The sequence below is a fragment of the Bacteroides sp. PHL 2737 genome, from assembly GCF_004115325.2.
GTDB classification, from domain to species: Bacteria; Bacteroidota; Bacteroidia; order Bacteroidales; family Bacteroidaceae; genus Bacteroides; species Bacteroides hominis.
This window is the reverse complement of sequence record NZ_CP040630.1, coordinates 1930294-1945458: the sequence shown is the minus strand read 5'-3', so window position 1 is coordinate 1945458 and position 15165 is coordinate 1930294. Positions and strand designations below refer to the sequence as shown.

The window sequence follows — 15165 nt, the reverse complement described above, 5'->3', positions numbered from 1 at the left end:
TACAATCTTCATAATCTTTTTACCTAAAAAAACTGTTACCTAAAAACTATGTTATCCTAATTCTTATGTTTTACAGCACAAAAATAAAGCCTAAATAGATACGTTGTACTCAAAAAGGGAAGAAAAATATGTTTTAAAACATATTTCTTGATATATATCAAGAAAATCGGTTTCTATTGGCAATCATATGACAAAACCGGACATAAATAAAGTCAGAAAGGCAGGTTGCCATTGACAATTCTGCATTTGGATGACAAGTCGGCATGAAACAGGAAAACAAAAAGAGATCCTTAAAAAAGAAGAGAGGCAAACGCTTGTAACGCTTGCCCCTCATTCGTATATTCGCTGATGAACCTTTATTTAATCGGTGTCTGTTCTAATGTAGCAACCAGAAAATCATAGAATTTCTGCACAGTCGGAATCAAGGCTCTTTCATCAGGAGAGTGCGGTGAACGCAGTGTAGGGCCAAATGAAATCATATCCAGTCCAGGAATAATAGCCCCAATGATACCGCATTCCAACCCGGCATGAATAACTTTCACTTCCGGCTCTGTACCAAACTGCTTTTTATAAGATTCTTTCATTGCATGCAGAATCGGAGAATCGATGTCGGGTTGCCATCCGGAATATCCTCCCGTCATCTCCACTTTCATACCCGCCATAGAAAAGCAACATTCAAGGCTGGTAGTCAGACATTCTTTCATGCTGTCGCTGGAACTACGTGCCAGAATCTTGAAAGAAGCTTTTCCACCACCAATATTAATGATTGCCAGATTTGAAGAGGTTTCTACTGTATCGGGAATTGTAGGAATCATTCGCATCACACCATTCTGACAAGCAAAAATAGCATCGATCAGATTATCCTGAATCTCTTCAGGTACTTCTCCTGCAGGCAGTTCTACCCGCTCGGCAGTGAAGCTGATAGGAGTTTCGATTGCTTTATACTCTTCATTGAAAATATCTTCGCAATACTTCACTAAACCCAATAGTTCTTCTTCATTTTCAGCGGGGATAGTTACTACTGCATGGGCTTCACGGGGAATGGCATTCCGCATATTTCCACCTTCCCAAGTTGCCAGGCGAGCTTCATAACTTGCTACAGCTTCACGCACAAAACGTACCAGTAATTTGTTGGCATTGGCACGTCCCTGATTGATTTCCAGTCCGGAATGACCGCCACGAAGACCTTTCAAACTTACCTTAATGGCAATATCACCACCTTCCGGAGCCACTTCCTTATACTCAAGAAATGCGGTAACGTCCATACCACCGGCACAGCCGATGTAAAGTTCACCTTCGTCTTCAGAATCGAGATTAAGCAGTATTTCTCCATTCACAGTACCCGGTTTCAGACCAAAAGCACCAAACATACCTGTTTCTTCATCCTTTGTAATCAAAGCTTCCAACGGTCCGTGTTTCAGATTCTGATCTTCAAGAACAGCCATGATAGCAGCTACTCCCAAACCATTATCGGCTCCAAGTGTAGTACCTTTAGCTTTCACCCATTCACCATCTATATAAGTTTCAATCGGATCTTTCTCAAAATCGTGAACAGTATCATTGTTTTTCTGTGGTACCATATCCATATGTGCCTGAAGGATTACTCCTTTTCTATTTTCCATCCCCGGAGTGGCAGGTTTACGGATAATCACATTGCCGGCTTCATCTACAAAGGTTTCCAAGCCGAGACCTTTACCGAAATTTACCAGAAACCCGGTAATTTTTTCCATATGTCCCGACGGACGCGGAATCTGCGTCAAAGAATAGAAGTGCTTCCATACATTTTGTGGAGCTAAATCAAGAATTGTGCTCATAAATGAATTATTTATAGGTTTTAAATCAATTTCTAAAGGTCAAAGCTACTAAAAAGAATGGAAAAGAAAGAATTACCGGAAGAAATTCAAATAAAAAAAGTTCAAAAACCGGATTTACAGATTAAATATGTATAGCAATAACACACATATTGTTTTAAGTTAGCAAAGCGCATTTCCTGAAACACAATTGTTATCAGCAAATATTATTTTCGTCGGAGGAAGGAAATAGCCGCCAACCCGTAAATGCCTAATAAAACGACCAATAAGGTTTGAATGCCATGAACGATCAATGCAAATATTCCGGCATCTGTCGCATTTACCCCATAAAGCATCATCATGGTGATCACTGCAAAATGCCACGGACCGGCCCCATTCGGAGTAGGAACAATTACGGCAAATGTTCCTCCGACAAACATGACCAATGCAGCAAGAAGTCCCAGATGTGCCGTAAAAGCAAAACAATAGAAAGTGAAATAAAAATGGAGAAAATAGCTGAGCCAAATCAAAAAGCTATAAAGCAGGAAAAGCGGAAGATTTTTCACATTCCGCAGTGACATAATGCCTTCACAAACATTCAGTACAACTCCTTTCACTTTCTCGAAAAAAGAAAGGGTACGAATCAAATAATAAAATAGCACAACAACTCCTATTCCACAAAACAGAATGATATAGAACCAAACAGACGTAAGTAAATGCATCAATGAAGGAATCTTCGTACCGGTTTGTTCAAGAAAGGTGACAAATACAGGCATTTGCAACAAAACCGTGACACCGGTAATCAAAAGAATAGTCAGTGTATCTACCAAACGTTCGGTTACCACAGTACCTAAAGATTTAGCAAAGGAAACATCATCGTATTTTGCAAGTATCCCACACCGGCTCACTTCTCCTACCCGCGGCACCACCAAACTGGCTGCATACGAAATGAAAATGGCATTGACGCAATCACTTCTTCGGGGAAACGCTCCCAAAGGTTCCAGCGTCTGACGCCAACGCCAACCACGAAACACTTGTGCCGATATGCCGAAAAGAAGTGAAAAAGCCATCCACCACCAGTTTGTGCCGTGTTGCAAAACCTCCGCGGCTTTTACAAAATCGAAGTCACGATAGACCCAATATAAGATAAAGCCTCCCAAAACCAATGGTAAGATAAGTTTCAGTGTCTTTTTTATTAGTTTCTTCATCCCTAATTCTTTATTCTTCATTTAAAAGAATTACCTTTGTCTGCTGCAAAAGTAGTTATTTAGTTGATAAATGAAATTAGTAAAGCCTAAAAAGTTTCTCGGACAACACTTCCTGAAAGACCTGAAAGTGGCACAGGACATTGCCAATACAGTAGATACATTCCCCGAACTGCCGATTCTGGAAGTTGGGCCGGGAATGGGTGTGCTCACTCAGTTCCTTGTCAAAAAAGAACGGTTGGTAAAAGTGGTGGAGGTCGATTATGAATCGGTAGCCTATCTGCGAGAAGCCTATCCGTCACTGGAAGACAACATCATCGAGGATGACTTCCTGAAAATGAACCTGCAACGTTTATTTGGCGGACATCCGTTCGCATTAACCGGAAACTATCCTTATAATATATCCAGCCAGATATTTTTCAAAATGTTGGATAACAAAGACCTGATTCCTTGCTGTACAGGAATGATCCAAAAGGAAGTAGCCGAACGCATTGCGGCCGGGCCGGGCAGTAAAACATATGGCATTCTCAGCGTTCTGATACAAGCCTGGTATCGGGTAGAGTATCTTTTCACTGTAAGCGAACATGTGTTCAACCCACCTCCAAAAGTGAAGAGTGCAGTCATACGAATGACACGTAACGAGGTACAAGACCTTGGTTGTGATCCGAAGCTATTCAAACAGGTAGTGAAAACTACTTTCAACCAGCGTCGAAAGACATTACGAAACTCCATCAAACCGATCTTGGGTAAAGATTGCCCGTTGACAGAAGACGCTCTATTCAACAAACGCCCTGAACAACTCTCGGTACAGGAGTTTATAGACCTGACAAACCGGGTGGAACAAGCGCTGAAGTCCCCGATAGAAGCAACTTCTCAAAAAGAAATTCCCAATGGGGAAGCCGGATTATCGGACTGAACAAACGTAGTATACTAAACGTGACTTCCTCGATTTACGGGAAGCAGGTAAGGATGTAATTATGAACGAAGAATACATTGACAACGTAAAAGAGCTTATCGGAGAAAAAGATGCCGATAAAGTAAAAGAGCTTCTTATCGATCTGCACCCTGCTGATATAGCGGAGTTGTGTAACGAATTGAATCCGGAAGAAGCCCGCTTCGTCTATCGATTACTTGATAATGAAACTGCCGCGGACGTACTTGTAGAAATGGACGAGGATGTTCGTAAAGAGTTTCTTGACATCCTGCCATCAGAAACCATTGCCAAACGTTTCGTTGACTATATGGATACGGACGATGCCGTAGATTTGATGCGCGAACTGGATGAAGACAAGCAGGAAGAGGTACTTTCGCACATTGAAGACATCGAACAGGCAGGAGACATTGTCGACCTGCTGAAATATGACGAAAATACCGCCGGTGGTTTGATGGGTACGGAAATGGTGACCGTCAACGAAAACTGGAGTATGCCCGAATGCCTGAAAGAAATGCGTCAACAGGCAGAAGAACTTGATGACATCTATTATGTATACGTGATAGACGATGACGAACGTCTTCGCGGAATATTTCCACTGAAAAAGATGATTACGTCACCCTCTGTATCCAAAGTAAAACATGTGATGCAGAAAGACCCTATCTCGGTGCACGTAGACACACCTATCGATGAAGTGGCACAAATTATCGAAAAGTATGACTTGGTTGCTATCCCGGTTCTCGACAGCATCGGCCGGTTAGTAGGACAGATTACCGTCGACGACGTCATGGACGAGGTTCGTGAACAATCGGAGCGCGACTACCAATTGGCATCCGGTCTCTCGCAGGATGTAGAAACGGACGACAATGTACTTCGTCAGACTACAGCCCGCTTGCCCTGGCTATTAATCGGTATGATTGGCGGCATAGGTAACTCTATGATATTAGGTAATTTTGATTCTACTTTCGCCGCACATCCCGAAATGGCTCTTTACATACCGTTAATTGGCGGTACAGGTGGAAATGTGGGAACCCAGTCATCGGCACTTGTCGTACAAGGCTTGGCAAACAGTTCTCTCGATGCTAAAAACACGTTCAAGCAAGTCAGCAAAGAAGCTGTAGTTGCATTGATTAATGCCACAATCATCTCTTTACTGGTATATACCTATAATTTCATTCGTTTCGGTGCAACGGCCACTGTTACTTATTCGGTATCCATCAGCCTGTTTTCAGTAGTGATGTTTGCCTCCATCTTCGGTACTCTGGTTCCAATGACACTGGAAAAGATGAAAATAGATCCTGCTATAGCTACAGGGCCGTTTATTGCCATTACAAATGACATCATTGGTATGATGATGTACATGGGAATTACGGTGTTATTATCGTAAAAAACAGCTATAATGAAAAAAAATAAAGGAAAATAGTATGAAGTAATCATTTTATTTCATTAATTTGTGACCTAATGGATTTAAGGACAAATCCTGTTTTCCTAAAAACGAATATACAATGATGGACTCTCATGACACTAACCAACCTTTGAAACAAGGGGAATTAGAAGAAGAAAAAAAAGCAGTTGAGGTTTCTGAAGAGATTACAGAAACTCCGGCTGAAGAAACGATTGCTGAAAAATCAACCGAATCAGGTTCAAGACTGAACACTAAAGAAGAAGTGCTGTCCCGATTAAAAGAAGTTGCCCAAGATGCTGAAAATGCAAGTAAACAGGAGCTGGATGGTTTAAAGCAGACTTTCTATAAAATTCATAATGCCGAACTCGAGGCTGCGAAAAAGTTATTCGTAGAAAATGGTGGTGCCGAAGATGAATTTATTGCACAGCCTAACGGTGTAGAAGAAGAATTCAAAAGTTTAATGGCAGCCATCAAAGAGAAGAGAAGTGCTTTGGCTGCTGAGATTGAAAAACAGAAAGAAGAGAATCTTCAGGTCAAGCTGTCGATTATCGAAGAATTAAAAGAACTGGTGGAATCACCCGATGACGCCAATAAATCCTACAATGAATTTAAAAAGCTACAGCAACAGTGGAATGAAGTAAAGCTGGTACCACAGGCTAAAGTAAACGAGTTGTGGAAGAATTATCAACTGTATGTTGAGAAGTTCTACGATATACTAAAACTGAATAATGAATTCAGGGAATATGATTTCAAGAAGAATCTGGAAATCAAGACACACCTTTGTGAAGCTGCAGAGAAACTGGCCGACGAACAAGATGTAGTCTCCGCTTTCCATCAATTACAGAAACTACATCAAGAGTTCCGCGATACCGGCCCGGTTGCCAAAGAATTGCGTGACGAAATATGGAACCGCTTCAAAACTGCCTCTACTGCTGTCAATCGTCGTCATCAGCAACATTTCGAAGCATTAAAAGAGAGCGAACAGCATAATCTGGATCAGAAAACAGTTATTTGCGAAATAGTAGAAGCAATCGAATTCGATCAACTGAAAACATTTGCTGCATGGGAAACCAAGACGCAAGAAGTAATCGCCCTGCAAAACAAATGGAAAACAATCGGTTTCGCTCCACAGAAAATGAACGTGAAAATCTTTGAGCGTTTCCGTAAAGCTTGCGACGAGTTCTTCAAGAAAAAAGGAGAATTCTTCAAGTCTCTGAAAGAGGGTATGAATGCCAATCTGGAAAAGAAAAAAGCATTATGTGAAAAGGCAGAAGCTCTGAAAGATAGTACCGACTGGAAAGAAACAGCCGAAGTCTTGACTAAACTACAAAAAGAATGGAAGACAATCGGCCCTGTTTCTAAAAAATATTCGGATGCAGTTTGGAAACGTTTTATCACTGCATGTGATTACTTCTTTGAACAAAAGGGCAAAGCCACCTCTTCCCAACGTTCTGTAGAACAAGAAAATCTGGAAAAGAAAAAAGCAATCATAGCCCAATTAACCTCAATTGACGAAACAACAGATGCTGATGAAGCAAGCAAAGAAGTTCGTGAATTGATGAAAGAATGGAATAATATCGGGCATGTTCCTTTCAAAGAGAAAGATAAGCTTTATAAGCAATATCACGGTTTGATTGACCAGCTTTTCGACCGATTCAATATCAGTGCATCGAACAAGAAACTGAGTAATTTCAAATCTTCTATCGGTAATATTCAAAGTGGAGGTTCGCAATCTATTTATCGTGAACGCGAAAAATTGGTTCGTACGTACGAGAACATGAAAAACGAACTCCAGACCTATGAAAACAACTTGGGCTTCCTCACTACCTCTTCCAAAAAGGGAAACAGCCTTTTGACCGAAATTAACCGTAAGGTAGAAAAGCTCAAAGCTGATCTGGAATTGGTATTGCAGAAGATAAAGGTAATTGATGAATCAATCAAAGAAGAATAAAGGAAAATAATTTTTAGTTCTATGTAAAGCGAATCAGAAGGCATAAGCCCCTTTGATTCGCTTTTTTTATATACGAAAATTATAAATAGGAAAGAATACCAACAAAGAGAGCGAAGTTTTATATAAAAACTTCGCTCTCTTTGTTGGGCTATCTGGACTCGAACCAGAAATGACAGGACCAGAATCTGTAGTGTTACCATTACACCATAGCCCAATGTCGCTTAACGATTCACATCCTTTGTTTCTCGTTTGCGGTTGCAAAGGTACAAAGTTTTTTTTAATCACAAATACTTTTCGCTCTTTTTTTGCAAAAAAATATCTAATACGCCGGATTCCAAAGAGATGCATCCCTAAAAAAAAACAAAAAATGAAATAGATTTAGCATATAACCTTCCTTGATACAATAAATCAGCGTATATTTGTAAAAAATATCACGTTTATGACAGGAAAACAAAGAATGCCCCTTCCTTGTTATAAACAGAAACTAAACATTGATTATTTAATTTCAACCTATAAATGAACGAAACGAAAGTATTAATAGAAAAGATAACCGAAGGTATACAAGAAAAAAAAGGTAAAAACATTGTCATAGCAGATCTGACAAACATTGACGACACGATATGCCAATACTTTGTAATCTGTCAGGGGAACTCCCCCAGCCAGGTCGTTGCCATCGTAGATTCCATAAAAGAATTTACCCGAAAAGGTGCCGGCACTAAACCCTCTGCCATCGATGGACAACGAAACGCAGAGTGGGTAGCTATGGACTTTTCTGACGTATTAGTACACGTATTCCTGCCGGAGGCCAGAAACTTTTATAATTTGGAGCACCTGTGGGCAGATGCCAAACTAATTACTATTCCCGACATTGATTAATCTATCAGTATGGACAATAACAGCAAGAAAACCAACAATAAAGTAAATATGCCCAAGTTCAATCTGAACTGGATGTATATGATTATCGCCCTGATGCTTTTAGGGCTGTATTTCGCTAACGGAAACAGTTCTGTTAACAAGAACATCTCTTATGATGAATTCCAACAATACGTACGTGACGGGTATGTCAGTAAAGTGATTGGCTATGATGACAACACAGTTGAAATTTATATTAAGCCACAGTACGTAGGAGCTGTATTCAAACAAGATTCTACACGTGTAGGCCGGAATCCGATGATTACCACCGAAGCTCCTTCACGCGAAAATCTGGATAACTTCCTGCAAAAGGAGAAAGAAGAAACACACTTCGACGGTTCTGTCAGCTATGATAAGAAGAAAGACTACTTCAGCGCAATACTTTGGAATGTGCTGCCTATTGTCTTTCTGATTGCCTTGTGGATATTCTTCATGCGCCGCATGGGCAGTGGTGCCAGTGGTGGAGCAGGTGGCGTATTCAATGTAGGAAAATCGAAAGCACAGCTCTTTGAGAAAGGTGGATCCATCAAAGTGACATTTAAAGATGTAGCCGGACTGGCAGAAGCCAAACAGGAAGTAGAAGAGATTGTCGAATTCCTGAAAGAACCCCAGAAATATACGGATTTGGGAGGTAAAATTCCTAAAGGCGCCTTGCTGGTAGGCCCTCCGGGAACAGGTAAAACATTGCTTGCAAAGGCTGTAGCCGGTGAAGCCAATGTACCTTTTTTCTCTTTGGCCGGTTCCGATTTCGTTGAAATGTTTGTCGGTGTAGGTGCATCCCGCGTACGCGACCTTTTCAAACAGGCTAAGGAAAAGGCTCCCTGTATTGTTTTCATCGATGAGATTGATGCCGTAGGACGTGCCCGCGGCAAGAATCCTGCGATGGGCGGCAATGACGAACGTGAGAACACGTTGAACCAGCTGCTAACTGAAATGGACGGTTTCGGCTCAAACAGCGGTGTTATTATTCTGGCAGCCACTAACCGTGTGGATGTACTCGATAAAGCATTACTCCGTGCCGGACGATTCGACCGGCAAATTCATGTAGATTTACCGGATCTCAACGAACGTAAAGAAGTATTTGGTGTGCATTTGCGCCCCATCAAGATAGACGATACAGTAGATGTAGATCTGCTTGCCCGCCAGACTCCCGGATTTTCGGGAGCTGATATTGCAAACGTATGCAACGAAGCAGCCCTGATAGCTGCACGACATGGAAAGAAATTCGTAGGCAAACAGGATTTTCTGGATGCTGTAGACCGTATCATCGGTGGACTTGAAAAGAAAACCAAAATCACCACGGAAGCCGAACGCCGCTCTATTGCTTTGCATGAAGCCGGACACGCAAGCATCTCTTGGTTATTGGAATATGCCAACCCATTGATTAAGGTAACCATCGTTCCTCGTGGACGCGCATTGGGAGCTGCATGGTATCTGCCGGAAGAAAGGCAAATTACCACCAAAGAGCAAATGCTCGATGAGATGTGTGCCACTCTGGGCGGACGCGCAGCAGAAGATCTCTTCATTGGCCGCGTATCCAGTGGAGCTGCCAATGACCTTGAACGTGTGACCAAACAGGCTTATGGCATGATCGCCTACCTGGGAATGAGTGAAAAGTTGCCGAACTTATGCTATTATAATAATGATGAGTATTCGTTCCAACGTCCGTATAGCGAAAAGACTGCCGAACTGATTGACGAAGAGGTGAAAAGAATGGTTAACGAACAATATGAACGTGCCAAACAAATCCTCTCGGAACACAAAGAGCAGCACAACGAATTGGCGCAGCTACTGATCGATAAAGAAGTGATCTTTGCCGAAGACGTAGAACGTATCTTCGGTAAACGTCCTTGGGCTTCCCGTTCGGAAGAGATCATGGCAGCCAATAGCAAACAAGAAAATACCGCCCACTCTACGGATGGAGAAGATACCGATACTCCACAAGCAACAGAGTCGCAAAAAGATAATACGCAACAAGAACCGGCGGCATCACAAAACTAAAAACGTAACAGCACCTTGAAGAACAACTTTTTACAACGCGCCATAACAGGAATATTATTTGTAGCCATCATAGTGGGTTGTATACTGTACGATCCACTGGCTTTCGGGACACTTTTCGTTATTGTCAGTGCTTTGACCATACGTGAGTTCGGCCATCTTGTCAATCAATCGGGGGAAGTAGCCATCAACCGGACCATCACCATGCTGGGAGGGGCTTATCTATTTCTTGCTCTCATGGGATTCTGTATCGATGCTGCCGATTCCAAAATATTCATTCCTTATCTGGTATTGCTCATTTACCTGATGGTAAGCGAATTATACCTTAAGAAAAAGAATCCGGTACTCAACTGGGCTTATTCCATGTTGAGCCAGATGTATATCGCTCTCCCTTTTGCTTTACTGAATGTACTCGCTTTCCAGAATGATCCGGAAACAACCAGCGTCTCTTATAATCCGATATTACCGCTTTCTATATTTGTATTTTTATGGCTGAATGATACGGGCGCCTACTGCTTCGGCTCTCTGTTTGGCAAGCATCGTTTATTCGAACGTATTTCTCCGAAGAAGTCATGGGAAGGTTCTATCGGCGGCGGTATCGTAGCCATTGCCGCTTCGTTTGCATTTGCCTATTTCTTTCCGGTCATGACTTGGGCTGAGTGGGCCGGGTTGGCACTGGTCGTTGTTATTTTCGGAACTTGGGGAGACTTAACGGAGTCACTTCTGAAACGTCAATTGCAAATTAAAGATTCTGGAAGCATTTTGCCGGGACACGGTGGTATGCTCGATCGCTTCGACAGTTCGCTTATGGCCATACCGGCAGGAGTTGTCTACTTATATGCACTGACCCTGTTCTAAAATCGATAAAAGAATAATAGCCGCAAATAAAAACGGGCTACAAACGTAAAGCATCCCGCAGAATATAGCGAAACTTCCGTTTGTAGCCCGTTATTTACAACTCACCCTTTTTACATTACCTGAACTTCGTTTGAAAGCTCTATATTCTTTGCACCCTCGGGTATCGGCTGTTCTTTTACATCAAAGACTACCTCAACTTCTCCGTTTTCAACAGAATTCAGTTTCACTTTAATGCCTTTCTTACCGGTCAGATCCAACGAATTCAAATTAAAAGATACCGCACCGTTTAAACAACGCTTAGTCACATCACCATACGTATTATAACGATATTCCAAATGGATATACCCGTCATCACCATCTTTAGCCATGTTTCGCGTATCGCGAACCAGACTGAAGCGATGTTTTTCTTTGGCCGGTAAGCACTGGCGAAAAATGATGTTCAGATATCCGCCTCCAATCCACATCATATCTTTATATACAAGAACAGGGTCATTGCCTATTTCCGCTTCATTGTCGGCAGTCAGGTCCTCTATTTGTTTGGTCAGGACGTCATAGTTACACTCTACTTTTACCCCATGATCGTATCCTTCATAATTATCATAAAGAGGATTGAAATAAGTAATCACACGCTGTCCGTCTATCGGCCTATAGCCCGGAATCGCGGTCGCAGCAGGCCAAAGACTTCCCCAATGGTCGGCATTCAGTGCATACGTATCACCACCGACTACCCGGACTGTAGCCCAGTCTCTTGCTATATCGCCCAATGAATAACCGTCACCGTCATCACACGACTGCAATGCCGGCAGTATCAGCGTCAACATTGCCACCCAAAGTAGTTTAACTCTTTTCATATCTATTCTTAATTTATTCCTTTTACCCTATAAATAAAAAAACCGGGCATTTACTGCACCGGTTTCTGTCCTATTATTGAATAAAAAACTATTTTTTAAGCAATTTCACCATTTCGCGGGCAGCATGCCTCGGGGCTCCTGCCGGTCCGAGCAACCGTGCCATTTCTTCATAACCATCCAACATTTTCCGTCGATAGTCTTCTTGAAACAACAAACGTTTCAGCTCGTTCCGCATATTCTCCACCGTCATCGTATCAGCCACCAATTCCCTGACTACTTCCCGTCCGGCAATCAAGTTGACCAACGAGATAAACTTCACCTTCAAGATATGTTTCCGGAGGAAAGACACCAGCTTCCCTACGGGAGTATGATAGCAAACCACTTGCGGTACGCGGAAAAGTGCCGTCTCAAGAGTGGCAGTTCCGGATGTCACCAAAGCGACATCCGCCTGTTGAAGCAAGCGGTAAGTCCGGCCAAAGATTACTTGCAGATTTGTCCCTTTTACGAATTCAGCATAGTATTCCGGAGAAATGCCGGGAGCGGCAGCCAGCACAAGCTGATAATCCGGAAAAGCCGAGGCTGCCCGGATCATATCGGGGAGATTATCCTTAATCTCCTGCTTCCGGCTTCCGGCAAGCAAAGCAATGATAGGCTTATCCGCTAACTCATTATCACTGATAAAATCGGCAAATGTTTCCGGATTTGCAGCCTTGAAAGCGGTAACTTCATCCACCGTCGGATTACCAACGTAATGAATCGGGTATTGATGCCCTTCAAAAAACTCAACCTCAAAAGGGAGAATGGAGAAAAGCTCATCTACATCTCTTCTTATATTTTTGATACGATATTCTTTCCATGCCCAAATCTTGGGAGAAATATAGTAGTAAACCGGAATCTTCGTTTTCGCATGCACAAACTTGGCAATATCGAGATTAAAGCCCGGATAATCCACCAAAATAACAACATCCGGCGCCCATGCCACGATGTCCTCCTTACATCTCTTCATGTTGGCAAAGATGGTTCGCAGATGCAGCAATACAGGAATAAAGCCCATGTAAGCCAGCTCCTTATAATGCTTCACCATCGTTCCTCCTACAGCGGCCATCATATCACCGCCAAAGAAACGGAATTCAGCCCGCGGATCCTCCTCTTTCAGTGCAGCCATCAAGTGAGAAGCGTGCAAATCGCCCGAGGCTTCGCCAACAATCAGATAGTATTTCATAATTCCCAGGATTTCAATTCGTCCATAAAATGATAAGCAGTCATATCCACTACCGTCGGTGTGATGGCTACATATCCGTTGGCCAACGCCCAATGATCGTTCTTCTCGTTCTCCGGTTCGTGATCGATAAACTCTCCGGTCAGCCAATAATAATTCGTATCGTCTCTCCGTGGACAGGCCTGCCACTCTCCGCTCCAGTGCCCTTTGGCCTGTTCGCAGATTTTCACTCCCTTCAGTTCCGGAGTATTGGGAAAATTCACATTGAGACAAGTCAGTGGCGGAAGTCCCTTCTCAAGAACCATTGCCGCTATTTTCCGCACATAAGGTCCTGCAGCATCAAAATCAGCTCCGGGGGCATGATCACAAATAGAAAACCCGATAGAAGGAATTCCGTTAAGGCAACCTTCGATTACAACCCCCATCGTGCCGGAGTAGTGTACATTGGTAGCAGAATTGTCACCATGATTAATCCCACCGACAACCAGATCGGGTTCACGGTCAAGTATCTGATTTCGTGCCAGTTTTATACAATCGGCCGGCGTACCGGAACACTTATAAACAGTCAACCCCACATCTTTTTTCAATAACTGATAATGCACCGGCTGTGTCACCGTCAGTGCACATCCACTGCCGGAACGGGGAGCGTCAGGAGCCATTACTACGATTTCGCCCAGCGGACGAAGAAATTTAATCAGTTCACTAATACCTTTTGCCATAATACCGTCGTCATTGGAAACGAGGATCAAAGGCCTTTTATTTTCCATACAATCTTACCTTATCTATTATTTTATGTTTTCGAAATGCACAAAAGTAGCAAAAAGAACTTGTATCGACAACAGAACCAAATAGGAAAGCGAAGGTCTATTAATATTGTATTCACAGCAGATAAGAAACAAGAGTATAAAACATCCGGATGTTATTGTGAAGAACATCCGGATGTTGTTAGATACAACATGGGGATCTTGTTATCAAAAACATGGGGATGTTTTATCAGCTAACTCTTAATGGAAGTCTTGAAACCATCTGATGGTTAGCCATGCAGACTACCCGTTTACAAATCTTAATCTTCTGCAAGTGAGTAAAAAAAGGAATTGATATTCAATTTTAATACGTATATTTGCGAGCTAAAAAGAGAAAAAATGCCCGTATCTCGCCTGGCAGTTATTAACAAAACAGGTGACTTATCAACAGATTAAGCAAAGTTTCTATTTTTTAGTAGGCGCTCTGAGGATTTATCACTTATTTCGCTGCCAATAAATTTAGATAATATGGGAAAAATAATTGCTTTGGCCAATCAAAAAGGTGGTGTAGGAAAAACAACGACTACGATTAACCTCGCAGCTTCGCTGGCTACGCTTGAAAAGAAAGTACTGGTTGTTGATGCAGACCCACAGGCAAATGCCTCTTCCGGATTGGGAGTCGACATCAAGCAATCCGAATGTACTATCTACGAATGCATTATCGACAGAGCCAACGTACAGGACGCTATTCATGACACTGAAATTGATTCGCTGAAAGTCATTTCATCGCACATCAATCTGGTAGGCGCCGAAATTGAAATGCTAAATCTCAAAAACCGCGAAAAGATACTGAAAGAAGTGCTGACTCCGTTAAAGGAAGAGTATGATTATATTTTGATAGACTGTTCTCCTTCGCTGGGATTGATCACAATCAACGCCCTGACGGCAGCAGACTCGGTGATTATCCCCGTACAGGCAGAATACTTTGCCCTCGAGGGAATCAGCAAACTGCTGAATACCATCAAGATTATCAAATCAAAACTGAACCCGGCACTCGAAATAGAAGGCTTCCTGCTGACGATGTACGACTCACGCCTGCGCCAAGCCAACCAGATCTATGACGAAGTGAAACGCCACTTTCAGGAACTGGTGTTCAAAACCGTCATCCAGCGCAACGTGAAGCTCAGTGAAGCACCCAGTTACGGACTGCCCACCATCTTATATGATGCAGAATCTACCGGAGCAAAAAATCACCTGGCACTGGCTAAGGAACTAATAAGCAGAAATAGTAAATAAACGAAG

12 protein-coding genes and 1 tRNA gene are annotated in these 15165 nt (G+C 42.5%); 7 read left to right on the top strand and 6 right to left on the bottom strand.

Annotated elements, in window-relative coordinates:
- Positions 1–356 precede the first annotated feature (356 nt).
- A complete protein-coding gene (locus DBK98_RS08025) occupies positions 357–1814 on the bottom strand; it encodes an aminoacyl-histidine dipeptidase (protein WP_005818342.1) in 1458 nt (485 codons plus the stop codon).
- Between the two features lie 203 nt (positions 1815–2017).
- Entirely contained in the window at positions 2018–3019 is a 1002-nt protein-coding gene (locus tag DBK98_RS08020; protein ID WP_005818341.1) for a lysylphosphatidylglycerol synthase transmembrane domain-containing protein, read from the bottom strand.
- A gap of 49 nt (positions 3020–3068) precedes the next feature.
- On the opposite strand from DBK98_RS08020, the gene rsmA reads away from it, so the two are divergent.
- From rsmA to DBK98_RS08005, 3 genes are all read left to right on the top strand, one after another.
- Positions 3069–3911 carry a 16S rRNA (adenine(1518)-N(6)/adenine(1519)-N(6))-dimethyltransferase RsmA gene (rsmA, locus tag DBK98_RS08015; RefSeq protein ID WP_005818340.1) on the top strand — a complete coding sequence of 281 codons (843 nt, stop codon included), beginning with the start codon at positions 3069–3071 and terminating at the stop codon, positions 3909–3911.
- A 61-nt stretch (positions 3912–3972) separates the two neighbouring features.
- Entirely contained in the window at positions 3973–5313 is a 1341-nt protein-coding gene (gene mgtE, locus DBK98_RS08010) for a magnesium transporter (RefSeq protein ID WP_005775486.1), read from the top strand.
- Positions 5314–5431: 118 nt separating this feature from the next.
- Positions 5432–7282: a DUF349 domain-containing protein gene (locus DBK98_RS08005; protein ID WP_032537217.1), complete on the top strand. Its 1851-nt coding sequence runs from the start codon at positions 5432–5434 to the stop codon at positions 7280–7282.
- A 143-nt stretch (positions 7283–7425) separates the two neighbouring features.
- On the opposite strand, the gene DBK98_RS08000 is transcribed toward DBK98_RS08005, so the two are convergent.
- Positions 7426–7496, bottom strand: a tRNA-Gln gene (locus tag DBK98_RS08000).
- 302 nt (positions 7497–7798) lie between these two features.
- On the opposite strand from DBK98_RS08000, the gene rsfS reads away from it, so the two are divergent.
- The 3 genes from rsfS to DBK98_RS07985 are packed head-to-tail and all read left to right on the top strand — an operon-like array spanning position 7799 to position 11050.
- Positions 7799–8158 (top strand): ribosome silencing factor, encoded by a 360-nt coding sequence (gene rsfS, locus DBK98_RS07995; protein WP_005775484.1) that lies wholly within the window; start codon positions 7799–7801, stop codon positions 8156–8158.
- Positions 8159–8206: 48 nt separating this feature from the next.
- The gene (ftsH, locus tag DBK98_RS07990; protein ID WP_080714628.1) at positions 8207–10195 is read left to right on the top strand and encodes an ATP-dependent zinc metalloprotease FtsH; all 1989 of its coding nucleotides are present in this window, start codon (positions 8207–8209) and stop codon (positions 10193–10195) included.
- A gap of 15 nt (positions 10196–10210) precedes the next feature.
- Positions 10211–11050 carry a phosphatidate cytidylyltransferase gene (locus DBK98_RS07985; RefSeq protein ID WP_005775482.1) on the top strand — a complete coding sequence of 280 codons (840 nt, stop codon included), beginning with the start codon at positions 10211–10213 and terminating at the stop codon, positions 11048–11050.
- Positions 11051–11160: 110 nt separating this feature from the next.
- Here DBK98_RS07985 and DBK98_RS07980 read toward each other — a convergent pair whose 3' ends face one another.
- The 3 genes from DBK98_RS07980 to surE all read right to left on the bottom strand — a co-directional run bounded on the left by DBK98_RS07980 (position 11161) and on the right by surE (position 13887).
- Positions 11161–11901, bottom strand: a complete 741-nt coding sequence (locus tag DBK98_RS07980; RefSeq protein WP_032537219.1) for a NigD-like protein — start codon at positions 11899–11901, stop codon at positions 11161–11163.
- 88 nt (positions 11902–11989) lie between these two features.
- Entirely contained in the window at positions 11990–13123 is a 1134-nt protein-coding gene (gene lpxB / locus DBK98_RS07975; RefSeq protein WP_032537220.1) for a lipid-A-disaccharide synthase, read from the bottom strand.
- Entirely contained in the window at positions 13120–13887 is a 768-nt protein-coding gene (gene surE / locus DBK98_RS07970) for a 5'/3'-nucleotidase SurE (RefSeq protein ID WP_005775478.1), read from the bottom strand. Before surE ends, lpxB begins: the two co-directional genes overlap by 4 nt.
- A 504-nt stretch (positions 13888–14391) precedes the next feature.
- Between surE and DBK98_RS07965 the strand changes: the two genes are divergently transcribed.
- The gene (locus DBK98_RS07965) at positions 14392–15159 is read left to right on the top strand and encodes a ParA family protein (RefSeq protein ID WP_005784850.1); all 768 of its coding nucleotides are present in this window, start codon (positions 14392–14394) and stop codon (positions 15157–15159) included.
- The last annotated feature ends 6 nt before the right edge of the window (positions 15160–15165 follow it).